This is a genomic window from Sphingobacteruim zhuxiongii (assembly GCF_009557615.1).
GTDB lineage: Bacteria > Bacteroidota > Bacteroidia > Sphingobacteriales > Sphingobacteriaceae > Sphingobacterium > Sphingobacterium zhuxiongii.
In genome coordinates this window covers 1,285,020-1,308,937 of sequence record NZ_CP045652.1, presented here as the reverse complement: position 1 = coordinate 1,308,937, position 23,918 = coordinate 1,285,020, and the positions used below count along the sequence as shown (strand labels likewise).

Here is a 23,918-nt window from a genome sequence, read left to right as displayed (position 1 = left end):
AAAAATGAAACGAAACATTGTTATATCTTGCGCCCCATTAATATGAAAAAGATCCTTAGATACATGTTGTATGTAATATTAACATTGGTAGTTCTAACTGCATTATTTATCTATTTATTAGGCATATCAGATACCATCGGCGCTTTAGCGTCAGGCGAAAGACTTCATCGAATGGAGTCCACGAAAACATTCAAAGACGGTGTTTTTCAAAATATCGAAATAACACCGGCTGTCAAAGAAGGCGTTTCACAATTCACTATGCTTCGTAAGTTTTTTTTCGACAAGGACAAACGTAATATACCAAGCACCCCATTACCTGTGATTCAGACCGACCTTAAAAACATTCCATTAGATCAAGATGTGTATGTTTGGTTTGGACACTCCTCCTATTTTCTTCAAATTGATGGTAAACGAATCCTCGTAGATCCAGTTTTTAGTAAACATGCTTCTCCAGTTCCATTTGGAGTAAAAGCTTTCGACATGACGTATACATATCAAGTGGACGACATGCCAGAAGTAGATGTGTTACTGATAACGCACGATCATTTTGACCATCTTGATTATCCCACCTTCATGAGCTTCAAAAATAAAGCGAAGCAGATTATTACCAGTGTTGGTGTCGGTGCTCATTTGGAAAAATGGGGATATCCTGCAGAACGAATACATGAGCTATACTGGGGAGAATCAGAAACCATCGATTCACTAACATTTACAGCAAATGTCGCAAGGCACTTTTCTGGCAGATGGTTCAAACGAAATACAAGTCTCTGGTCTTCCTTTGTTTTAAAAACTCCAGACTATAACATCTTCATTGGAGGAGATAGTGGATACGGTAAACACTTCAAAGAAATTGGAGACAAATACGGACCATTCGACTTCAGTATAATCGAAAACGGCCAATATAACGATATGTGGCATTACATTCATCTAATGCCTGAGGAAGCTATATCGGCAGCGAAGGAATTAAAGACAAAGAATTTAATCCCCGTCCACAACTCTAAATTCCCATTAGCAAATCATGCTTGGGACGAGCCGATGATTCGTATTTCTGCAGAGGCAGAAAAACAGGGACAAGCTTTGCTGACCCCTCAAATGGGACAAATTATATTCTTAAATCAAAATAATATAACTAAACATTGGTGGGAAGGAATAAACTAACAAAAAGATTAGTTTAGCAAAAAGGAAGGATATGAAATCACTGGTCAATAAACCGACGTGAATCCATATCCTTCCTTTTTTATTTCTTAAATAACAGTATTCGCTATTTCTTAATTAGCAACATCCCATGATTAAACTTCAGATTTTTGGTATCGATAAAACGAAAGCCTCCGTCGCGTTCTTCGACCTCACCATAACCTTCTAGCAAACCCTCCTTCGTCACATTAAATATCATATCGCGAACAGACGCAAGTCCTTCCGACATAAAATAATATTCACCGATTAGCTGTCCCCCTTTAATAACACCTTTAAAATCTCCGACATTACGATCCTTCTCACCTAATGCATAAAGTAATTGACCGTAAACAGAATCCTGCTTGGTATGCAGATCTAAGCGAATCGTGTCTGCATTCCCCACATATTCGTAGGTCCCTGGAAGACTAGCTGATTCCACATGTTCGACTGCAGTCGAATCATTTGACTGACTTGAATTATCTGATTTACCTGAATTGCAAGCTTGTGTACCCATCAACAACAAACACATCGAAAAACAAGCTCTGATTTTTCTGTTCATAAAATTTCCTTTAATATTAATAACGGTGAAAATGTACGTAATGTTACCGTCAAAACTAATCATTTAAAATGTTTGTAAACCCATAGCTATGTTATTTTGTTGTAACTTTATGTTATGAATTTGCTTACAACACCATTTAATACGGCACACGATACTGCACCATTTTCTTCAATTCAACAGTCTGATTTTCTACCTGCATTCGAAGATGCAATTACAGAAACTCGAAATGAGATTGATCAGTTGGTTGCCAATTCAAAACCTGCCGATTTTGAAAACACGATCGCTGCATTAGCGTATTCAGGAATGAAACTAGACCGGATTTCAAACATATTCTTCAACCTACATTCCGCAGAGACCAACGATGAGTTAGATAAAATTGCTCAGGAGATAGCTCCGAAGCTTTCTAAGCTAAGCAATGACATTACATTGAACAAGGACCTGTTTGAGCGAATAAAAACTGTCTACAGCAAAAAAGAACAATTCAACCTCAGCGTAGAACAACTTACCCTTTTAGAGAAAAATTATAAAGATTTTGTTCGTAATGGCGCTTTACTACCCGAAGACAAGAAGCAGCAACTACGCGACATTGACGCTGAATTGTCCGTACTAAAGCTAAAATATGGTGAGCATGTCTTAGCGGACAGCAATGCTTATCAGATGCATTTGTTAGATCCGGTGGAACTTGCGGGCTTACCTGAAGGCGCGATAGAAGCCGCTCATGAACTAGCGAAAGAACAAGAAAAAGAAGGCTGGCTGATCACACTAGACTACCCAAGCTATATCCCCTTCATGACTTATGCAGAAAATAGAGCAAGACGTGAAGAATTAGCCATCGCTGCTGGTAAAAAAGCTTTTCAAACAAACGATAATAACAACGAAGAATTGGTTCTGCGCATTGTCAACTTAAGACATCAACGAGCTAATTTATTAGGTTATCCAACACATGCGCATTTCGTATTGGAAGAACGTATGGCCAAAGATCCGGAGACCGTAAAAACATTTCTCAATGATTTGCTGGAAAAGGGAAAACCAGCGGCCGAAAATGAGTTTGCTGAGCTTTCCGCATTTGCTAAAGAAATCGACGGTATCGCACAACTCGAAAAGTGGGATTCCGCTTATTACAGTGAAAAATTGAAACAGTTAAAATTCAACTTAGACGATGAAAAACTGAAACCATATTTCAAATTAGAAAATGTACTTCAAGGCGCGTTTGATATCGCCAATAGATTATTTGACATCAATTTCAAAGAAGTAGGAACGATAGACAAATATCATCCAGACGTTCAGACTTTTGAAGTAAGAGACAACCTTGGTGGTTTAGTCGCGATCTTTTATGCTGATTTCTTTCCGCGAAAAGGAAAGAGAAATGGAGCCTGGATGACTTCTTTCAAACCACAATATATTCAGGATGGGAACAACGAAAGACCACACGTTTCTATTGTCTGCAATTTCACAAAACCAACTGCAACAAAACCGTCTTTGTTGACCTTCAATGAAGTAACGACTTTATTCCATGAATTTGGACATGCATTACATGGCATGTTAGCCAATACGACCTACCCTACACTATCGGGTACTTCCGTTTATTGGGATTTCGTAGAATTACCAAGCCAAGTGATGGAGAACTGGTGTTATGAAGAAGAAGCATTAGCACTATTCGCCAAGCACTATGAAACTGGCGCATCACTACCGATGGAGTATGTTGAAAAAATCAAAGAGAGTGCTGCCTTCTTAGAAGGTTTAGCAACGGTTAGACAACTGAGCTTCGGATTATTAGACATGGGCTGGCACGGGCAAGATCCAAGTGCGATTAAAAGCGTCAAAACGTTTGAATTGGAGCAATTTGCAAATACCAACATTTATCCTGACATCGCGGACAACGCTATGAGTCCATCGTTCTCACATATTTTTAATGGTGGTTATTCTTCGGGATACTATAGTTATAAATGGGCGGAAGTACTTGATGCAGACGCATTTGAATACTTCAAGGAAAATGGCATTTTCAACAAAGAAGTAGCGAAGAAATTCAAGGATAATATTTTATCTAAAGGAGGCACTATGCACCCGATGGAATTATACAAGGCATTCAGAGGAAAAGAACCTTCTGTTGAACCGCTATTAAGACGAGCAGGATTAATTGATTAAGATGAACGTTGTACGTGTTAAGAATATGGTTTGCCCACGATGCATAATGGCTGTAGAGCAGATTATGCACAAACTCGATTTGTCCTATTCGCAGGTACAAATTGGACAAATCAATACTAATCGATTGTTTGAAGATTCAGAACTTAAAGATCTTGAGCAGGAACTTCAAGCGATCGGCTTTGAAATCTTGCATGACCGAAAAACGCAATTGGTCGAACAGATAAAGATTGCACTCTTAGAATTAGTCAATCAGACAGATGGAAACAGCTTGAAGACCTCGCAATATTTGATCGATCGTTTTAGTTATGAGTACAGCTATCTAAGCACCATATTCTCCGAAATACAGGGTGAGAGTATCGAGAAATACCTAATCAAACTGCGTATTGAAAAAGTGAAAGAGTTATTACAATACGATGTCTCGCTGGCAGAAATCGCTCATAAATTACAATACAGCAGTGTTGCACATCTAAGCGCACAATTTAAAAAAATAACTGGATCCACCCCTTCTAAGTTTAAGTCGGATGCCAAGTATTAGGACATCTATTTAAGAAATTATTTTTGAGATAGAATCGGACAAAGTTGTTTTATCTGCAACACCATCAAAAATAAAGAAAGGCAACATTAATCAATGTTGCCTTTCTTTATTTGCATAGTTTTTGATTTCGAATCAAAAACAGTTTCTATTTCAAATTGTCACGATAAACTTTCGCTTTTTTAACTTCCGTTTGGATATCCTTACGCGAAGCGTCATAGCTTAAAACTTTTTCGTAATCTGCAACCGCTTTGTTGTAAGCTTCTGTTGCTGACGTTTTATTGTAATTTGATGATGATTTAGTACCTGTTAAGATTCCTAGATCACGGTAAGCGATGGCACGATTTTGATATAATTTAGCATCATTTGCGTTAATAGCAATTGCTTTTGTATAGTCAGCAATAGCCGATTGCAATAATGCTTCGCGCTCGGACTCTTTCAATTTTACCTCACGGTTTACAGCGATATTATTGTTTGCTTTTGCTTTATAATAATAAGCATGAACGTTCTTTGCATCCAATCCGATTACTTTATTGAATGACCCGATCGATTTCTTGTATTCACCGTTCTGAAATTGTGAATATCCTAATAAATAAACCACATCAGGATCTGTCCCTGAAGTCGGAAGTGCTTTTTCAAATTGCGCTGCAGCAGTTTTAAAATCTCCATCCAATAATGCTTTCTCCCCAGCACGTACATTTGGGTCACTATGTTGCTTCTCTTGCGCTTGTACAGCTACTGTACTCAATGCTAATGCTACCGTTGCTAATCCAATTTTTAAAGACTTCATCTGTGTATTGATTTTATTAATATTCATTTCTAATTGTTTTTCATTGCCTGTTAGAGCAGTCCACTACTCCATAGAGTAAAAATCTGTTAAATAGTTTAAGACCACAATCAATAGTTATAAACATTTCCACATTTTACGATAATTGACTTACCTTTGCGCTAAATTAAAACGCTGTCAATGAACAGCAAAATACTGACGATTTAACAGTTTTACTCTTCATTAGCATAAATAATACCAAAAATTTACCCTTGGCATTGCTGTTGCATTATATGTAATCAACTGTAAAAAGATATTTATCGCTGATTTTAATGACAAGATGTCGGCATAACGATATATGAAAATATGAGTAAATTCAACGCATTCAACTTTGAACAAACATTACCTATCATAAACGAGGAAACAGAATTCTTCCCACTGTTAACCCAACAAGATGAAGACGAAATGCGCGATGCGGAGATTCCTGAGGTATTACCGATTCTCCCTTTACGCAATACCGTATTATTTCCTGGTGTTGTAATTCCAATTACTGTTGGTAGAGATAAGTCGATCAAGTTGGTTAAAGATGCCTATAAAGGAAATCGAACCATTGGTGTCGTATCCCAAAAAGATATGATTGTCGAGGACCCTACTTTCGAACAACTACATAAAGTCGGAACGGTAGCCCACATTATCAAAATTCTTCAAATGCCTGATGGAAATACGACAGTTATTATTCAAGGCAAACAACGTTTTAAATTGGTGGAACTGGTTCAGTCGGAGCCTTATATGACTGCGAAGGTCGATAAGTTCCCTGAAGAGAAACCAAAAACAAATAGCAAGGAGTTTAAAGCGTTAATTTCTTCAGTGAAGGAACTAGCATTGCAGATTATACAATTGTCTCCAAATTTACCTAGCGAGGCTGGAATTGCTATTAAAAACATCGAAAGCCCTACATTCCTTGTCAATTTTATTGCATCCAATCTTTCGCTTGAATTAGAAGATAAACAAGACCTATTGGAAACAAAGGACTTTGTTAAGCGCGCAAAACAATTGTTGGAATATCTGACGACTGAAATTCAAATGTTGGAATTGAAAAATCAGATTCAAAATAAAGTTCGTGTCGATCTAGATAAGCAACAACGCGATTACTTCTTGAGCCAGCAACTAAAAACAATTCAAGAAGAATTGGGTGGTAATACCCCTGATTTGGAGCTTGAAGAGTTAAAGAAACGTTCGAAAAGCAAAAAATGGCCAGAGGATGTTGCAAAGCATTTTAATAAAGAGACAGAGAAATTAGCGCGTATAAATCCTGCTGCGGCAGATTATTCAGTGCAATTGAACTATTTAGAATTGTTGTTAGACTTACCTTGGGCAGAATATACCAAGGATAACTTCGACTTACGACGTGCTGAAAAAATATTAGACAAAGATCATTACGGATTAGAAAAGGTAAAACAACGTATCATCGAATATTTAGCGGTATTAAAGTTAAAGAATGATATGAAAGCACCTATTCTATGTCTTGTTGGCCCTCCAGGAGTAGGTAAGACATCCTTAGGAAAATCTATCGCTCGTGCGTTGGGCAGAAAATATACGCGTATGGCTTTAGGTGGTATTCGCGATGAAGCCGAAATACGTGGACACCGTAAAACATATATAGGTGCCATGCCTGGTCGAATCATTCAATCTTTAAAAAAGGCAGGTGCTTCGAATCCTGTATTCGTATTGGATGAAATCGATAAGATTGGTTCTGATTTCAAAGGAGACCCATCTTCAGCTTTATTAGAAGTATTAGATCCAGAACAAAACACCAATTTCTACGATCATTATGTAGAAATGGAGTATGATCTATCCAAAGTGATGTTTATAGCGACAGCAAACTCGCTAAGCGGTATTCAGCCTGCTTTATTAGACCGTATGGAGATTATAGAGGTCAATGGATATACCATCGAGGAGAAAATTGAGATTGCTAAAAAGCACTTGTTACCGAAACAACGTGAAATGCATGGGATACAAGCCAAAGACATTAGCTTGAAACCAAAGATGATCGAAAAGATTATTGAAGAATATACACGCGAATCTGGTGTCCGTGGATTAGAGAAAAAGATTGGTTCTGTTGTTCGCGGTGTTGCCACCCGGATAGTAATGGAAAAACCGTATGAACCAAACCTTGGTGTTTCGGATATTGAAGAAATATTAGGCGCACCAATCTTTGATAAAGATTTATATGAAAACAATGATATCGCTGGTGTTGTGACAGGCTTAGCTTGGACTTCTGTAGGCGGTGATATTTTATTTATTGAATCAAGCTTAAGTCCGGGGAAAGGAAAATTAAGTCTCACAGGAAATTTAGGTGATGTTATGAAAGAATCTGCGGCTATTGCCATGGCATACCTTCGTTCGCATGCCGAAGACTTTGGGATTGACTACACTGTTTTCGATCAGTGGGATGTCAACATCCATGTTCCTGCGGGTGCAACACCTAAAGACGGTCCTTCTGCAGGGATTACTATGTTGACTGCCTTAGCGTCGCTATTTACCCAACGTAAAGTTAAAGAAAAATTAGCCATGACCGGAGAAATTACGCTTCGTGGAAAAGTACTTCCTGTTGGAGGTATTAAAGAAAAAATTCTTGCGGCAAAACGAGCTAATATCAAAGAGATTATCCTTTGCAAGTCGAATCAAAAAGACATTTTGGAAATAAAAGAAGACTACGTAAAAGATTTAAAATTCCACTATGTGACCGACATGAAAGAAGTAGTAAAACTCGCTTTATTAGATAGTAAAGTGAAAAACGCAAAAAAACTTGTACGTGAAGTAACGAAATAAGTGACTTATATCTTAACAAAAAGAAAAGCCATTTGATTAATCAAATGGCTTTTCCTTTTTATACTGAATCACAAGCCTTACTTTTGTAGCGATGAAAGGCGACAGCGTTACAAAGCAAATTGTTCGAAAATTAGTTACATCTCCTCTATTAATCTATACACTCCGTTGCCTATTAGGATTCCTGATTGGCTATTTACTCTATAATAAATACAGGGAGTTTGAGATTTTTTGGGCCTTGCTCTCGATTATTCTAGTTATTTCTCCCGAAGAGAAAGATTCCAAGCGACTATCAATAGAGCGCTTCAAATCAAACTGTATCGGGTCTAGTGTAGCGATGATTTGTGTCTGGGTATTACCACAATCTGTCTATTCAATTGCCGCAGGGATAATACTCACGATTATCTGTTGTCGCGTATTCAATATCATGAATATGGCGCGAGTGGCTATCGTCGCATTACTAATAATAATGATTGAACCACATCATACTCAAATTGCCTATACACCGATTTATCGTGCGGTATCTACAGGGCTTGGTTGTATCATCGGTTTGGTTATAGTTATTATCACCTCAGGACTAAAGCATTACTTGATCGATAAATACTTAGCCGACTCGGAGGCTCCGAATTCGGGAAATTAGTTTATTTTTGCGGTAATGATTGAACTTTATACTGATGGTGCATCGAGCGGAAACCCAGGGCCTGGAGGCTATGGAACAATACTACGAACCATCTATACCGGAACAAATCCTGCATATCAAGGCAAACTAATTGAAAAAGAGTTTTCAGGAGGTTTTCGTAAAACAACCAATAATAGAATGGAATTGCTCGCGGTGATTATTGGTCTAGAAGCGTTGAAAAGCATCAATCAGCAGGTCACAATCTTTTCTGATTCCAAATATGTAATTGACGCGATCGATAAGAAGTGGGTATTCGGTTGGATTCAAAAAGGCTTCCAAGGTAAGAAAAACAAAGATCTATGGATGCGACTTATGTCGCTACATAAGCTCCATAAAGTCAAACTTGTTTGGGTGAAAGGACATGCCGGACATCCTTTGAATGAGCGATGTGATCAACTAGCTGTAAAAGCTTCAAAAGATAAAGCCAATTGGAAAATAGACTCCGTCTTTGAAGTAGAAATGCAAAAAGGAATGGATATCTAAACTATGATCTGCCTACCAATTGATTAAACGCAGCTGGTAGGTACTGAATAATATCTGAAGCAATTAAACTCGCCTCTCCAATTTTAGCAGATGCTAAATCTCCTGCTAATCCATGAATATACATTCCAAGTATGGCCGCTTCTTTAGCATGATATCCTTGTGCGCGCAAGCTGGTCAAAATTCCTGTCAATACATCGCCAGATCCTCCAGTAGCCATTCCAGGATTCCCTGTTGAGTTAAAAAACAAAGCTCCATCAGGACACAATAACACTGAATTTGCGCCTTTCACTATCAAATAAATTTGATGCTTCGCGGCGAATGCTTTTGCTTTTGAAAGTTTCTCATAATCACTCTCCCATGCACCTATCAGTCGGCTCAATTCTTTCGGATGCGGAGAACAGATCGTATCGGCAGGCAAATAAGTTAATAAATTTTGATGCAGTGCAAGTATATTCAGAGCATCGGCATCCAATACCAATTTGGCATTTTTAGGAAGCGATTGAAGATAGCTAGAAAAGCCTTGAAACGTTTGCTCTTCAGTACCCATACCGACACCAATTCCGATAGCAGAAAGATTCGTTGGAAAATCGAATTTACGAAGCTCCCGATCTGAATCGTCGGTAAATAACATAGCTTCTGGAAATGCAGTTTGTAAAACGTTATGACCACAATTTGGAATGCCTGCTGAAATCAATCCACAACCCGAACGTAGAGCTGCTTTTGCAGCAAGTAATACCGCCCCTAGCTTGCCATAACTCCCCCCTATAACCAGCGCATGCCCATAAGTTCCTTTGTGTGAAAACTTCTTACGTTTCGGCATTAAGGGCATCAACAGATCTTCCTTTACATATTCGTTGCTACTCTCCTGTTCTTGTATGATCTCGTTATCCAAACCAATATCCAATACACTAAATTTCTCCACGTAAGGAGCATATTCGGGCAACAATAAGTTTAATTTGGGAACTTGAAAAGTATAAACGATATCAGCATGTATAATTGGTGATCCCTTGGCAATATGTGTCTCGCAGGAAAGTCCAGATGGCATATCGACCGAAATTCGAAGGCAGTCACCCCCATTAATCTGCCCTATGATATTTTGCCACTCTGCGCTTAAAGCTGTTTCTAGGCCATAACCAAAGAGACAATCGATAATTACTGCATCGTTAGCAAAGTCAATCTGATCGCTCAATGTAAAGAAATGAATATTCGCCAGCCCTAACTTTTCTTGATTAATCACATTATCCTGACTGTATCGCTCCGATTTTAGCAAAAAGACCTCTATCTGTCCAGCTCTGGCCTTCAAGATCCGGGCGATTGCTAATCCGTCACCCCCATTATTTCCTTTGCCACAAACGACGAAAACAGGGCTAGAAAGCAGCTTCGGAAAATCAACTAATAGTTGCTCAACAAATACCGAAGAGGCACGCTCCATCAAGTCCCATGAGCTTATATGCTGAGTAATCACAGTTTCTTCGTCGACTAATTTTAATTGCTTTGGGTTAAGGATTTTCATCGGGGTATCTATAAAAAGGTAAAGCCCCTAAATTTAGGGGCTTTACGCATAATTAACAACAGTTTAATTTAAAGTTTTACGGAAGAATCCCATCATCGCTTTATAAAATTCGATTTGGTTTTCTTCTTTATGGAAACCATGTCCCTCATCATATTTTACCATATAAGGAACATCAACACCTTTTGCACGTAACGCTTTTACAATTTGGTCCGCTTCGGCAATTTTAACACGCGGATCATTTGCCCCTTGTACTACGAATAAAGGCGTTTTAATTTTATCAACATGAAATAATGGTGATACTTCTTTTGCAATAGCTGCCTCATCTTCTTTATCTGGGTTGTACCAAATTTGATAAAGCATTTCTTTATAAGGTTTCCAGTATTCTGGAATTGAATTTAATAACGTAAAGATGTTTGAAACTCCAACATAATCAACACCTGCTTTATACAAATCAGGGGTTTTCGTCAAGCCTCTTAACACCGCATATCCACCATGACTAGCTCCATAGATTGCCACATTATTTTTATCTGCCCATCCTTGATCAACCACATACTGTATACCGTCTTCTACGTCATCCATAGCTTTACGACCAACCTGATTAAATCCGGCGCGTAAAAACTCTTTACCATAACCTCCAGAAATACGGAAATTTACTTGTAAGGTTGCGTATCCGCGACTTGCGAATAACTGCGTCTCTGGATTAAATCCCCAGCTATCGCGTACACCTTGAGGACCTCCATGTGGATTTACAATCAATGGCACTTTTTTGCCATTTAATGCCTCTTTCGGTAAAGTAATGTATCCATGAATTGTCAATCCATCACGTGATTTAAAAGTTATCGGACGCATCTCTGCCATATCCGCTTCTTTCAATTGCGGCATCAAATCGTACAACAATGTTGTCTTCCCTGATTTCGCATCTAAATGATAATAACGACCGTACAACTTATCGCTTTGTACCATCACGAGATACTGATCTTCGTTATCCGTTTTACCAACGATCGAATACTCATAGCCCGGGAATTCCTTACTAAATTTATCGTATAGTTTTTTGAAAGTTTTACTTACGGGTTTAATTTCTACACGCTCACCCTCGAAACCAACATAATCGATTTCCCAGTTACGTTTACGTGATAAGGCTAGAATTGTTGCATCATAATCTTTGTTGGAGTAAATTTCCTTAACAATTTTCTTCGTCGCAAAATCATAAAGAATGATACGCGCTTTATCTGAATCCAAGTTCGTCAAGACGTAAGCTTCATCCGGATTTTTAGAGGCGTAGTTGAACGAAAGAATCGAGAAGCTATCATCCCATTTCCCTGTTCCAAACAGTTCAAAATCAGTCTTTCCTTTTACTTTATAGTAGTATTGTGTATTTATTCCGTTGAACATTTTCGAGTAACCTCTTAAGTTACCTTCTTTATCAAAATCATAACCAACGACAGCATTCTCAGGATCGGTATTTGTGAACAATTTCTCCATAGCACCTGTATGAATATTCACTTTATAAGGCTCGAAAACTTGTTTATTATCTTTATTCATTTGAATAATGATAAAGTCTTTTTGCTCTTTCAACATATTTAAAATACCCGCTTGTACATCAGGAAACGGAGTTAAATCGATATTGTTCGTTCCATCAATGTTAACGGCATATAAGTGATAATTTTCGTTACCACCTTGATCCATTACATAAACCAAACGTTCATCATTTACCCAGCCGATACCACGAATAAGTTCATTCTTCTCTTCGATTGCACGAACTACCTTTCCTGTAGCGACTTCCTTAATCATCACATGACGCTTATTATTCGCATCTTTTTCACGGTAAGAGATATATTTACCATTTGGAGATAATGCAAATTGTGAAGAATTAGGTTTTGCAAAATAATCTTTCACTTCGTATTTGAAATCTCCCTTGTCTAAAGCGATTAACTGATCTAATTCGGCTCTTGAAGAAACCAAAGTCGTGTCTCCAGGTTTAGAAACTTTTGTCTTGCTTAGTTTTAATGGGAATTCTGCTCCGCCTTGTTTGAAAACACCTTCTACGAGTTCGCCTTTCAGCTCACCTTCATAAGAGAAACCTGCCTGCGCCATAGCAACAGTAAGTTTGTTATTTTCAAATTTTGTCTCCGTCATTGCAAGGCCAGAAGCGCCTTGTGCAGGAATGTCTAAAGTTGCTTTGTAAGCTTCTCCGTCTTGGCTGATATGGAAAATTAGGTCCATCTTGGTTCCTTGAACTTCTAAGGTTCCTTTCCAATCGCCAGTAATTTGCGCTTTGGCTGTTAACATGCTCAAAAGTACAAATACCAGGGTAAAAATCGGTTGTTTCATTATTCAATTTATGTTTCCCTATCAGTCGACATAAATTGGATATTGTTACAAATTATTTTATTTTTTTTATCCGCGCTCGAAAATTATTTTCAAAACAGGTTTTGTTTGGACGTTTAGCCTACTTCAAGCATACCTTAGGCCTACATGAGCCCTTATAAGTTAATAAAAAAGGCCTAAGCTAAACTTGAGCCGCGTACAACTTACTTTTGAAAACTACGTCTATGATGAAAACTGATATTGGATGAAAATATATGGTGGCTTCTTAGCTAGGATTTAGGCTATTCGGGAAACAAAAAAAGGGCATCAAAATCTGATGCCCTTTCTCTTAGTATTCCACTGCAATTAATGATCGCAATGGGATTAAAATTCCGTGTTTGATTTGTAAATATTTATCGGTTAACGACCATACCGTAGTTTCAATACGCATCGGTCCTTCTTCGGTATTAAATACAATGTCTGTTTTTGACTTAAACTCATTCCCTAAGCGTAAAGCACTTTGTAACCTCGACATAAACTTCTCTGAATTATCAATCTCGGCAGGAATGATTTTGAATTTATCAACTTGCTCTTTTTCTATTAATGTTCCAATCATGCTCATACTTACTCTTGTTTATTAGGTTAACGTCAAATTAGGGATTTATATATAAAATGACAAGTGTTTTATTTTAGAATATTAAATTAGTTACATTCGCATGAAATATGAATAAAATGGAAGAAGGTATCTTTGAAAAAGAATGGAAACTCAACTTCACACAATGTTATCCAAACGGACAGCTTAAATACAGTGAACTCGATAATATATTGCAAGTTTCCGCAAGCGAGCATGCTGATATCTTAGGTTTTGGCACCAAAGCCATTTTACGCACGAAACAATCTTGGGTACTCAGCCGAATGCTCATCGAAATAGAAAAGCTTCCGATTTTTGAACAGACGATTACCGTTAGAACATGGATTCAAGACTTCTCCGGATCGCGCTCAACACGTAATTTCGAAGTGCTTTTTGGACAACGTAGACTTGTTGCTGCAACGAGCTTATGGGCAGTCTTCAACATTGAGGCACGACGTGCTGAAACGCTAATCGCGAGTACAGATCATGTCATTCCCCATCCCGATCGTATCATGACTTCAAGAACTGCTGAACGAATCGATGGGAATGTTGCTTTTAACAAAATTAGAGATTATCAGGTTGTCTTATCCGATTTGGATATTGTCAATCATGCGAACAATGTTAAATATATGGACTGGTGCTTCGATGCATTAGATCCGAAAGAAGTATTATCCGGCAAAATTAAAACCGTCGAGATGAACTTTCTAAGGGAATTGTCTTATGGGAATCAAGTCGCGATTAACGAAGCCAGAATCGATGATCAAAATGCGATTTATAGCATTACTCGAGGAGAGCGACCGCACTTCTTGATGCAACTAACAAAAAAAGCATAAAAAAAAAGCCTTCCGATTGACGGAAGGCTTTTTTTATACTATAACGCCCAAGCTTTGTCTCCCTTTTTATATGGATAGTTTCCATCATATTTTCCAGGGATTTTAACGTAGCGTAAGGCCTTTTTCATACCAACTTCTGAAGTGAAGAAACCTGTCAAAGTCAATTGCTTCAACATGGTAAAGAAATGATTCGGTTCTTCTTCTTTTTTGTTTGTTTGATATTCCTTTGCTTCTTTATCGTATGTATTTACGAATTTAAGTTTCTCTTCAGGAGTCAATTCTAAGAATCCCTTTTTGAAATCTTTTTTCGCACGATCTTCAACGCCATTTAAACCATCTAAGAATGATTTCTGATCCTTCTCATCGTAACAATCACGGATCATCACTGGGATAAATTCGCCTACTCCTGCTTCTTTAGCACCAGGAGTCGAAGTTTTTGGAAGAATTGCTTCTGCCAATTCTCCTAAATAATCTGTTGTTTTCGCTTCAAATAACGTAGCTACATCTTTCGATGCGGGACGAGTACATCCCTCCAAAAATAGATTAGCACCGATAACAGTACCACCCATGATAAAGGCTACGCGCTTTAACGCTTCTCTTCTATTCATCATCTTCTTATACCTTCTTAAAATGAATAATTAATTTCCCATCCTTTGCGATATTGACGCTTAACGAATTGGTTTACCATATCAAAGTTAGTCACTTTCATATTGTCATTATCCCATAGTAGCTTCAAATTACGCCCTGGATACTTACCATCGATTCTCATGTCAGCACCACGGATTGCTAAATTCGCCATCAACAATGCTTCGGTTAATGGACCTGAAATTTCGAAAGGAGCACTTACTTCTTTCTTACCATATCCGGCAATACATGCCTCCACCCATTGTCCATAGTGTCCGCTTGCTTTACCCGCTACACGAGCATATTTCATGGCTACGTTCTCTTTGCGCGTAGTCGGCAATAAACGAGCATTGTCACCGTACGTATCAGCTAAAACTTTACCTTTCGTACCAATCATTAAGATACCATTACCACCATCACCAAAGATTTCATTTGGTTCAAGCTCTACTGGACGTGCAGGTTGAATACCACCATCCATCCAATGTAAGGTTACTGGACCATTTGTTCTTAACGCTTTAGGGAAAGTCATTGTTGCGTGACTCGATGGCGGACAGCTTTCAGGGAAATATCCGCGTTTGAACTCATCTACATAGACCGATCCTACTGATGCTTGTACATCTTGTAAGTACGATAAACCTAAGACGCTAAAAGGCACTTCTAACAAGTGGCATCCCATATCGCCTAATGCACCGGTTCCATAATCCCACCATCCGCGCCAGTTAAATGGCACTAATTTGTCGATATAGTCTTTTTGAGGTGCAGTACCTAACCATAAATCCCAGTCTAGTTCTTTTGGAACCTGAGCTTTTTGACTAGGCCATTGAATTCCTTGAGGCCATACTGGTCTATCGGTCCAACAGTAAACGGTATGTACATCGCCAATTAAGCCTGCTTCATACCATTCGCGGATTTCACGAGGACCATCGTTTGACGCTCCTTGGTTACCCATCTGCGTAACGACTTTATATTTTTTTGCTGCATGCGTTAAAACTCTTGCTTCCCAAATATCGTGGGTTAAAGGTTTTTGAACATAAACGTGTTTGCCTAATTGCATTGCCGCTAATGCTTGAATCGCATGGTTATGATCGGGAGATGAAACAGAAACCGCATCGATATGCTTATGTTCCTTATCTAACATCTCTCTATAGTCTTTGTAAAATTTTGCTTTAGGAAATCTTTTTACAGAATTTGCAGCACGACGCTCATCGACGTCACATAAATAGGCTACTTCCGCTTTTCCGCTATCGGCAAACGCTTTAATGTCGCTCTCTCCTTTTCCACCTACACCTATACCGGCAACAATTAAACGATCACTTGGCGCTAAGAATCCTGATCCGCCTAAGACGTGACGTGGAACAATACTAAATCCTGCTGCAGCGATTGCTGAGTTCTTTAGAAATTCCCTTCTTGAATTATTATTACTCATAATGTTCGGTTTAGTTCAATTAGATATTACCTTTTTTAAGCTCACTCACTGCATGATCAACTGCTCTTGCTGTTAATGCCATATAGGTAAGTGATGGATTCACACATCCTGCTGAAGTCATTGCTGCACCATCCGTTACGTAAACGTTCGTTGCATCCCAAACTTGATTGTGTTTATTCAGTACCGATGTCTTTGGATCTAAGCCCATACGTGCTGTTCCCATCTCATGGATACCCATCCCGAAGTTATAACCACCATCATAAGTGTTCACATCTTTTAAACCGATTGACTCTAACATATTCTTCATCTCTTCGGTCATGTCTTTACGCATCTTATGTTCGTTATCCTTCAACTCCATATCCATTGCTAACACTGGTAATCCCCATTTATCCTTCACTTCTTTATCAAGGAAAATGCGATTATCATGGTATGGAAGAATCTCTCCAAACGCAGTAAAGCCTGCTGACCAGTCTCCTGGTTCACATAACGCATCTTTCCAAGCGCCACCTACTGCCATTTCAGCAATCTCACCTGACCAACGTCCGCGGCCTGCAGAGCCTTGGTAACCAAATCCGCGAACATAGTCACGTTTTTTGGTGTCAGATGCAACATTCACAAAACGAGGCACGTATAAGCCAGTCGGACGACGACCGAACATATATTTATCTTCGTAACCCTCCACACGACCACTCGCTCCTAAACGGAAATGGTGATCCATGGCATTGTGACCAAGTTCGCCTGAGCTACTTCCTAAACCACCTTCCCATACATCAGTTGCGGAGTTCATTAAGACCCAAGTGGAGTTAAATGCCGAAGCACAAACAAAGATTACCTTAGCGAAAAACTCATAAGTTTGATTTGTTTCCGCATCGATTATCTCTACTCCTTTTGCTTTTTTAGTGTTTTTATCATAGATAATCTTCGTCACAATCGAGAATGGACGTAATGTTAGATTACCTGTTTTCATTGCTGGAGGCAAGGTTGATGACTGTGTAGAGAAGTATCCTCCAAAGTTACAGCCTAACCAACATTGATTTTGAAATTGACAGTTGATACGTCCAGTATGTGGTTTAGTAATATTTGCGGTACGTCCCATAATGAAATGACGATTACCACCATATTGTTTTTTCAAACGATCAGCTAAATCACGCTCCACGAAGTTGAATTCCATTGCTGGAAGAAAATCTCCATCAGGCAGCACATCTAAGCCGTCACGGTTTCCAGAAATACCTGCCCATTTCTCAGCATAGCTATACCAAGGCGCAATATCTTTATAACGAATCGGCCAATCTACTCCATGACCATCTTTAGCATTGGCTTCGAAGTCTAAATCACCAAAACGGTAACTCTGACGCCCCCACATTAATGAACGACCACCAACATGGTATCCTCTAAACCAGTCAAAGCGTTTCTTCTCTACATATGGGCTTTCTTTTTCGTCAACCCAAAAATCCAAGTTCTTCTCATTTAACGCATAGTCACGCTTTAGCACTGGATAGTCAGCTTCCATTTGCTTGGTTCTACCACCACGATGAGGGTATTCCCAACTATCCTTATTTGCATGGTAATCTTTCACGTGCTCGACATTGCGACCACGCTCTAACATGATTGTCTTCAGACCTTTTTCAGTTAGTTCTTTAGCTGCCCATCCGCCGCTAATACCAGATCCGATTACAATGGCATCATAAACATTATTCTCTACCATTACTTTTCTATTTAATTAGTTTCTGATTGATTTAATTTAACTGTTGCAACCCGTTCGTTTTTGAATAAAAGAAGGAATAACAACATGACCACAATAGCAATTCCTGCTGGTACTAACCATACATGTTGCCAAAATTCGTGGATATTATCTGCTTTATAATCTTTGTATAATTCTCCTACATAAGCCGCCACTTGGAAGCCAATAAGCTGCCCCACACCGTAGGTTGCTAAGGTAATTAAACCCTGCGCAGCACTCTTATATTTATCTCCCGCTTTGAAATCAGTATAGATTTGTCCCGATACAAAGAAGAAGTCATAACAAATACCGTGTAAAGCAATACCGATATAAAGCATATAGGTATTCGTATCTGTGTTTCCGTAGGCAAATAGACCATAACGAATTGCCCAAGCTAACATACCCACCAAGATGGTGTTTTTGAAGCCGAAGCGTGCAAAGAAGACCGGAAGTAATAATAAACATAAAGCTTCTGAAATCTGTCCGATGGTCATTTTACCAGTCACCTCTTCCATCCCTACATCGCCAAGGAAGTCATTCGCGTTCTGGTAATAGAAGGCTAATGGAATACAGATTAATACTGATGAAAGGAAGAATACAAAGAAGTTTCTATCCTTTAACAATTTGATTGCATCCAATCCAATGATGGAGGCTACTGAAGGTTTTTCTTTTCCATCATCTTTTACTGGAGGTGTTTTCGGTAATAAAAAGCTGAATACTCCCAATAATAACGAAGCTATCGAAGCCATTAAGAATGTATTTCTCAATAATCCATCTTCAATACCTTGGGTACTATCCCATTTAAATAAATATGAAATGGAAAGTCCAGCAATGATCCATCCAATTGTTCCGAAGATTCGAATATTAGAGAACTGGCTTTCTGGGTTAGAAAGCTGTCTGAAAGAGATGGAGTTCACTAATGCTAAAGTTGGCATGTAAAGAATCATATATCCTAATACATACGGGAAAAATGCAGCGATATCCGTGGCATTGTACATTTGAAACAACAATACGGCACCAATGATATGTAAAGTCCCTAATACGCGTTCCGCGTTAAAGAACCGATCGGCAATCATACCTACAATAAACGGGGCGATAATAGCTCCCCAAGATTGAGTAGAGAATACATTGGCGATTTCAAAGCCTGAAGCATTTAAGTTTTTCGGCAAATAGCGACCCAACGTCACGAACCAAGAGCCCCATATAAAGAACTCTAAGAACATCATGAAGGATAATTTAAATTTGATAGATGATGACATGTAATATAGGCTTATTTAAATTTAACGGTACTAAATATAGATATTATTAACGGTTTATAAAATAGGATAACAAATTTGTTAGATACACTAAAAAGGTTTAGCACTAGAAAGAATCAACTTCTCTATAGGCCTTCACAAGGGCTAATTCCCCTTCTTTTCCTGATTTTGACATTCCATGTTCCATACCTACAACGCCTTTATATCCTTTTTCGTGCAACCACTTAAATACATTTTTATAGTTAACCTCGCCAGTTGTTGGTTCTTTACGTCCAGGATTGTCTCCGACTTGGATATAAGCAATCTCACTCCAACATAAATCCATTAAATTGATGAGGTTTCCTTCGTTCTTTTGTTGATGATATGCATCGTAAAGGATCTTTACAGACGGGCTACCTACTGCTTTACAAATCTCATAAGTTTGATCTGTGAAGCGTAAGAATAAATCTGGAGTATCGCTCAAAGGTTCCAATACCATCGTTAGGCCATGTGGTTCAAAAATCTCTGCTCCACGTTTCAACGCTTCCACTACATTTGCAGTCTGTACTCCTATAGGAAGCTTTCTCGCATAGTCGCCAGGTACAACAGTTGCCCACTTTGCATTACAACGCTTTGCAATCTCTACCGATTCTTTACATCCTTTTAAAAAGATATCAATAAACTCTTGCTTACCTGCTGCCAATGAATTCGCGCCATTGCCACCTTTAGGGACAACGAATACACCCATGCGCATGCCAAGTTTGGCTAGTAAATCACCAATTTTCTTTTGTTCATCAGCCGTTCTAGATGGCATTCCGTTGTCTTCAATACTACGGAATCCTAGATCGTGCATATATTTAATTTCATCCAAAAAGTTCTTTCCTGCAGTTGCACTAAACATCCCCTGGTGAGGTGCATAGTCTAGTTTGAATGTCTGATTAGCAACTTTAGCATTCTGCTCATTTGACGCAGAGCCCGCTACAGCTGTACCACCTAATAAAGTGCCACCAACAAGCATGGAACTGTTCTTTAAGAATTCTGATCTTTTCATGTAGGATTAAGTTTAAGTTTTACTGCACCTGCGTGCTAGTTGGTTAAAATATATTTGTTAAAACCTTTGGAATAGGCTTCTTTGACAATTCCTTGGTCCAAATACAGCAAATAAATATCAATTTTATTTTTGGCATTCGCAAATGCGACCGCCTCTGCTGGCTTCATAGCCATAAATACGTTATCTAAGCCATCCGCATCCATTGCCTTATCAGCAATCACCGTAACGGTGATAATGGTTGATTTTAATGGATAGCCAGTCTTCGCATCCATATGATGTGAAAAACGGTAGTTATTGACAGTACGATATTTCTCATAACTTCCAGAAGTTGTGACAGCCTTATTATGAAGGGATATCACATGGTTTCTTTGTTCCTTGGCTTCATCTGGTCGTTGTATTAATATTTTATAGGTCTCATTCTTGGGCTTATAACCGTGTGTTCTAATCTCTCCTCCTACCTCAACCAAAAACGAAGTAATCTTTTTTGAAAGCAGGAAATCATAAAGAACATCGACCGTATAGCCTTGAGCAATTCCATTAAGATCAATAGCGACGCGTTTATCTTTCTTCAACAGCTTATTCCCCTTCATCCGCAACTTATCCATACCTATGTATGCTAACGTCGACTGAACAACATTGGAGTCAGGAATGCCTGTCACTTTCTCAGGACCGAATCCCCATAAAGAAACTAAAGGTTTCACGGTAATATCGAAGATACCTTTTGATTTCTTATTGATTTCAAATGATTTCTTCATGACAATTTTCATATGTTGATCCATTTCCAACTCGCTAACAACATTGTTGTTAAACTTGCTGATTAATGAATTCGGGCGATATAGCGACATCGACTCATCGATCACATTGAAGATACTATCTAGCTGTATTTTATTTACCTCCTCATCTTCGGCATAATAGCTTACCGCATAGGTTGTCCCTTGTGCGGTACCTTCAATATTATAGCGCTGTAAATTAGAAATTGGTTGTTGCGCATAAGCACAACAACCAATTCCCATTATACCGAATAGATTAAGCCAGTTAATCACGGCTATTAAATAAATTTCTCAACGTCATGTCCTGGTACAGCTACTGGATAGAATCCATCAGCATTAGGAACAACCTTTGGCATAGCATCCCATGCAAGACGATCTGGCATTAAATCAATATTTGATTTCATTGCTTCATCCCACTTAATTACTTTACCTGTGTAAACTGCAATACGACCGATAATACCAGCTAAACTACTGTAAGCACCGTATTCTGCATTGTCAAATTTATACTCACCCTTTGCAATCGCTTCGAACAATTCTTTGTGTTCTTGCTGATAAGGGTTAGGGTTACCTTTTGTATTGTGTCTATAGATTTCTTTTCCTTGCGCGTCCCATAATATCGCTTGATTACTTGCCGAAAGATAAACACGACCTTTAGTAGCTTGGAAAGTCTCATCAACACGGTTTGAGATTCCCTCAAAGTGACGACATTGGCTGTATACAACTGACCCATCATCGTAAGTCATCTCTAACGCGAAGTTATCGTAAATCTCACCGTATTCTTTGCCTGTTCTGTGTGCTCTAGAACCTGTACCTTGAATAGAAACAGGATATTTACCTTTAACCCAGTTTGCAATATCAATATTATGAACGTGTTGTTCTACGATATGATCACCACATAACCAGTTAAAATAATACCAGTTACGCATTTGATACTCCATTTCTGTTTGTCCTGGTTTACGCGGACGAACCCAAACACCACCACTATTCCAATATACTTGACCCGCAACTACATCGCCAATTGCACCATCGTGAATACGCTTAATTGCCTCACGGTAGTTATTTTGATAACGGCGTTGCAAACCAACAACAACGTTTAATTTCTTACGTCTTGCTTCTTTTGCTGTCTCCAACACACTGCGAACACCTGGAATATCAGTTGCTACCGCCTTTTCCATAAATACATGCTTACCTGCGCGAACTGCTTCAGCAAAATGTAATGGACGGAATCCTGGAGGCGTTGTTAATAAAACAACATCAGCGTCTGCAATCGCAGCTTTATAAGCATCAAATCCTACGTATTTACGGCTATCTGGCACATTAATTTTATCCCCAAATTTCTCCTTTAAAGTTTTGTACGTTTGATCTAAATTATCTTTAAAAGCATCAGCCATCGCTACCAATTGAATGTTTTGCCCTGAAGCAAAAGCATCAAAAGTTGCTCCTGTGCCGCGGCCACCACAACCGATCAAGGCAATCTTGATCACATCGCTCCCACCTGCGAATACTTTTCCGACTACACCACTCGTCAATGCTGCAGCACCAACAAGGCCTGATGAAGATTTAATAAATCCTCGACGATTTAGATTTTCCATGGTTTATAATGTATTGTTTTAGTAATTGATTCTGATTAAAAGTCTTTAATTGGCGCTTTGTCATAGTAATCCATGATCTCAGCATGACTTGGTTGCTTTACTGGACGTACAAGACGCATACCTACGAAAGGCGCTTCTGGGAACCACCAGTTTGACTTTGGAATTTGAGGATCTAATTGTTTCCAAATAGCATCTGAAGCACCACGTGCTGCAGAGCGTAAATCGATAGCTTCACTTTCGAAAGATCCACCACGGACAACATGCGGATACAAAGTAGTTGGAACATTCTCAGGATTCTCTGCTACTTTACCTTTAAAGGTAGCATAGAAGTTTGCATCATATTGATCGTACGTCCACTCTGCAACATTCCCAAGCATATCGAATAAACCCCAAGGATTTGCCTTCTTAGTACCTACTTTTACTGTTTGGCCGCCGCTATTATCTTTAAATGAAGCATATTCAGCTAGTTTAGTAGCATCATCGCCAAAGAAGTACTCGCTGCTAGAACCAGCGCGACAAGCATACTCCCATTCTGCTTCCGTTGGAAGACGATAGAAAACACCAGTTCTTACATATAGCCATTTACAGAATTGTATGGCATTATAGTGAGTCATGGCCAAAGCTGGTTGCCCGTCTTTACCATAACCAAAGGTCATATCTAAATAAGGTTTTGTTGGTCTTGTAACAGCATCAACTTCAGTAGGAACTTTCCCATCAGTAGATTTAGTAACCTCGTAGTCTTTGTAGAGAAAAGGTTCAAATAAGTTCCAAGTTACTTCATAGGTACCCATCCAAAAAGCATCTAATTTGACTTGATGAACAGGTTTCTCATCCTCATTGCCTGACTTTGCACTTCCCATTGAAAACTCCCCTGCAGGAATTGCTTCCATACTGAATTCTAAACTTGTACCGTTTATTTTTTGAATGTAACGCTCATGATTCTGTTGCGCGGAGGAATGGAAAGAACTAGCTAATAAGGCAAAGAAAATTAATTTCTTCATATTAATCTGAAAACTAAGCTTATAAATTATGTTATTATCAGTGTATCAA

General features: G+C 38.7%; 20 protein-coding genes. 7 read left to right on the top strand and 13 right to left on the bottom strand.

Features of this window, described 5'->3' with window-relative positions; translation table 11 throughout:
- Window positions 1-42 precede the first annotated feature (42 nt).
- Window positions 43-1,158, top strand: a complete 1,116-nt coding sequence (locus GFH32_RS05695; RefSeq protein ID WP_202111187.1) for an MBL fold metallo-hydrolase — start codon at window positions 43-45, stop codon at window positions 1,156-1,158.
- Between the two features lie 103 nt (window positions 1,159-1,261).
- Here GFH32_RS05695 and GFH32_RS05690 read toward each other — a convergent pair whose 3' ends face one another.
- Window positions 1,262-1,732 (bottom strand): hypothetical protein, encoded by a 471-nt coding sequence (locus GFH32_RS05690; RefSeq protein ID WP_153510156.1) that lies wholly within the window; start codon window positions 1,730-1,732, stop codon window positions 1,262-1,264.
- 114 nt (window positions 1,733-1,846) lie between these two features.
- Here GFH32_RS05690 and GFH32_RS05685 point away from each other — a divergent pair, with 114 nt between their 5' ends.
- Together GFH32_RS05685 and GFH32_RS05680 are read left to right on the top strand one after the other, a co-directional pair.
- Window positions 1,847-3,877: a M3 family metallopeptidase gene (locus tag GFH32_RS05685; protein ID WP_153510155.1), complete on the top strand. Its 2,031-nt coding sequence runs from the start codon at window positions 1,847-1,849 to the stop codon at window positions 3,875-3,877.
- 1 nt (window position 3,878) lies between these two features.
- Window positions 3,879-4,412 (top strand): helix-turn-helix domain-containing protein, encoded by a 534-nt coding sequence (locus GFH32_RS05680; RefSeq protein WP_153510154.1) that lies wholly within the window; start codon window positions 3,879-3,881, stop codon window positions 4,410-4,412.
- Between the two features lie 145 nt (window positions 4,413-4,557).
- Here GFH32_RS05680 and GFH32_RS05675 read toward each other — a convergent pair whose 3' ends face one another.
- The gene (locus tag GFH32_RS05675; RefSeq protein WP_153510153.1) at window positions 4,558-5,226 is read right to left on the bottom strand and encodes a tetratricopeptide repeat protein; all 669 of its coding nucleotides are present in this window, start codon (window positions 5,224-5,226) and stop codon (window positions 4,558-4,560) included.
- 315 nt (window positions 5,227-5,541) lie between these two features.
- On the opposite strand from GFH32_RS05675, the gene lon reads away from it, so the two are divergent.
- The 3 genes from lon (at window position 5,542) to rnhA (ending at window position 9,166) form a co-directional block, all read left to right on the top strand.
- The gene (gene lon / locus GFH32_RS05670; protein WP_153510152.1) at window positions 5,542-8,007 is read left to right on the top strand and encodes an endopeptidase La; all 2,466 of its coding nucleotides are present in this window, start codon (window positions 5,542-5,544) and stop codon (window positions 8,005-8,007) included.
- A 91-nt stretch (window positions 8,008-8,098) separates the two neighbouring features.
- Entirely contained in the window at window positions 8,099-8,644 is a 546-nt protein-coding gene (locus GFH32_RS05665; RefSeq protein ID WP_153510151.1) for an FUSC family protein, read from the top strand.
- 15 nt (window positions 8,645-8,659) lie between these two features.
- Window positions 8,660-9,166, top strand: coding sequence for a ribonuclease HI (rnhA, locus tag GFH32_RS05660; RefSeq protein WP_153510150.1), 507 nt, complete (start codon window positions 8,660-8,662; stop codon window positions 9,164-9,166).
- A 1-nt stretch (window position 9,167) separates the two neighbouring features.
- Here rnhA and GFH32_RS05655 read toward each other — a convergent pair whose 3' ends face one another.
- From GFH32_RS05655 to GFH32_RS05645, 3 genes are all read right to left on the bottom strand, one after another.
- On the bottom strand, window positions 9,168-10,679 hold the full coding sequence (locus tag GFH32_RS05655; protein ID WP_153510149.1) for an NAD(P)H-hydrate dehydratase: 1,512 nt from the start codon (window positions 10,677-10,679) through the stop codon (window positions 9,168-9,170).
- Between the two features lie 63 nt (window positions 10,680-10,742).
- Entirely contained in the window at window positions 10,743-13,010 is a 2,268-nt protein-coding gene (locus GFH32_RS05650; RefSeq protein ID WP_153510148.1) for an alpha/beta hydrolase family protein, read from the bottom strand.
- 325 nt (window positions 13,011-13,335) lie between these two features.
- Complete coding sequence (locus GFH32_RS05645; protein ID WP_228384229.1) at window positions 13,336-13,608, bottom strand: hypothetical protein; 273 nt, start codon at window positions 13,606-13,608, stop codon at window positions 13,336-13,338.
- Window positions 13,609-13,709: 101 nt separating this feature from the next.
- Between GFH32_RS05645 and GFH32_RS05640 the strand changes: the two genes are divergently transcribed.
- Complete coding sequence (locus tag GFH32_RS05640) at window positions 13,710-14,450, top strand: acyl-[acyl-carrier-protein] thioesterase (protein WP_153510147.1); 741 nt, start codon at window positions 13,710-13,712, stop codon at window positions 14,448-14,450.
- A gap of 38 nt (window positions 14,451-14,488) precedes the next feature.
- Here GFH32_RS05640 and GFH32_RS05635 read toward each other — a convergent pair whose 3' ends face one another.
- From GFH32_RS05635 to GFH32_RS05600, 8 genes are all read right to left on the bottom strand, one after another.
- Window positions 14,489-15,061 (bottom strand): gluconate 2-dehydrogenase subunit 3 family protein, encoded by a 573-nt coding sequence (locus GFH32_RS05635; RefSeq protein ID WP_228384228.1) that lies wholly within the window; start codon window positions 15,059-15,061, stop codon window positions 14,489-14,491.
- Between the two features lie 14 nt (window positions 15,062-15,075).
- On the bottom strand, window positions 15,076-16,500 hold the full coding sequence (locus GFH32_RS05630) for a Gfo/Idh/MocA family protein (RefSeq protein ID WP_153510146.1): 1,425 nt from the start codon (window positions 16,498-16,500) through the stop codon (window positions 15,076-15,078).
- 19 nt (window positions 16,501-16,519) lie between these two features.
- A complete protein-coding gene (locus GFH32_RS05625) occupies window positions 16,520-18,205 on the bottom strand; it encodes a GMC oxidoreductase (protein ID WP_153510145.1) in 1,686 nt (561 codons plus the stop codon).
- An 11-nt stretch (window positions 18,206-18,216) separates the two neighbouring features.
- The gene (locus GFH32_RS05620) at window positions 18,217-19,479 is read right to left on the bottom strand and encodes a nucleoside permease (RefSeq protein WP_153510144.1); all 1,263 of its coding nucleotides are present in this window, start codon (window positions 19,477-19,479) and stop codon (window positions 18,217-18,219) included.
- Between the two features lie 103 nt (window positions 19,480-19,582).
- Window positions 19,583-20,506, bottom strand: coding sequence for a hydroxypyruvate isomerase family protein (locus tag GFH32_RS05615; protein ID WP_153510143.1), 924 nt, complete (start codon window positions 20,504-20,506; stop codon window positions 19,583-19,585).
- Window positions 20,507-20,541: 35 nt separating this feature from the next.
- Complete coding sequence (locus GFH32_RS05610; RefSeq protein ID WP_228384227.1) at window positions 20,542-21,549, bottom strand: FAD:protein FMN transferase; 1,008 nt, start codon at window positions 21,547-21,549, stop codon at window positions 20,542-20,544.
- 5 nt (window positions 21,550-21,554) lie between these two features.
- Window positions 21,555-22,868 (bottom strand): Gfo/Idh/MocA family protein, encoded by a 1,314-nt coding sequence (locus GFH32_RS05605; RefSeq protein ID WP_153510142.1) that lies wholly within the window; start codon window positions 22,866-22,868, stop codon window positions 21,555-21,557.
- A 35-nt stretch (window positions 22,869-22,903) separates the two neighbouring features.
- The gene (locus GFH32_RS05600) at window positions 22,904-23,869 is read right to left on the bottom strand and encodes a formylglycine-generating enzyme family protein (RefSeq protein ID WP_153510141.1); all 966 of its coding nucleotides are present in this window, start codon (window positions 23,867-23,869) and stop codon (window positions 22,904-22,906) included.
- Window positions 23,870-23,918 lie beyond the last annotated feature (49 nt).